The sequence below is a fragment of the Mycobacteroides sp. H003 genome (genome assembly GCF_001440135.1).
Lineage (GTDB): Bacteria > Actinomycetota > Actinomycetes > Mycobacteriales > Mycobacteriaceae > Mycobacterium > Mycobacterium gwanakae.
In genome coordinates, this window is sequence record NZ_LJYL01000027.1 from 1 (window position 1) to 658 (window position 658).

Sequence of the window (658 nt, forward strand, 5' to 3'; positions counted from 1 at the left end):
CGGGTATGCGGGCGTTGCGCCCTGATGAATGGCGTCGGCTGCGATTGACGCGCATGGTCGCAGTGGAAATGATGCCCTACTTTGCGCGGGCGATTTTCTCCCTAATTCCTGTTGCGGCACCACATTTGGGGACGTGTGCGGTCGATCGGTGCTGGCGCTTGTATGTTGATTTCGATGTGTTCGGCGCCGAGGGCGGCTGGTCGATTACCGAGTCGGCTGCGGTGCTCCTGCATGAGGTTGGGCATGTGCTGCGCGATCATGGGGCGCGCGGGGATGCCGTGGATGCCGCTGTGCGGCGCATGTGGTGGAACGTCGCGTGTGACGCCGAAATCAATGATGATCTGATCGCTGCGGGGGTAGCGCTGCCTGGGGAGCCGGTCACCCCGGCGGGGATCGGCTGTGAGGATGGACATGCCGCCGAGGTCTACTACCGGCACCTTGTTCCCCCAGGCACGTCAGCAGAATCGGATGAGGACGACGGGTGTGGGTGCGGTTCCGGGGCCGGGGATCGGCCCATCCCCGGCGAGTTGCCTGCCGACGTTGATTTGGGGCAAGGCGTCGGATTATCCAGTGCTGCTGCTGATTTGGTGAAATCTGCGGTTGCTCGCGCGGTGCAGAGCCAGGTGGAAGGTGGGGGGCAGGGACGCGGGATGGTGCC

At 64.3% G+C, this 658-nt stretch carries 1 pseudogene; it reads left to right on the forward strand.

Going from position 1 to position 658, the window contains the following annotated elements:
- Positions 1 to 5: 5 nt before the first annotated feature.
- A pseudogene (locus AOT87_RS17875) lies at positions 6 to 658 on the forward strand (hypothetical protein); the annotation flags it as partial.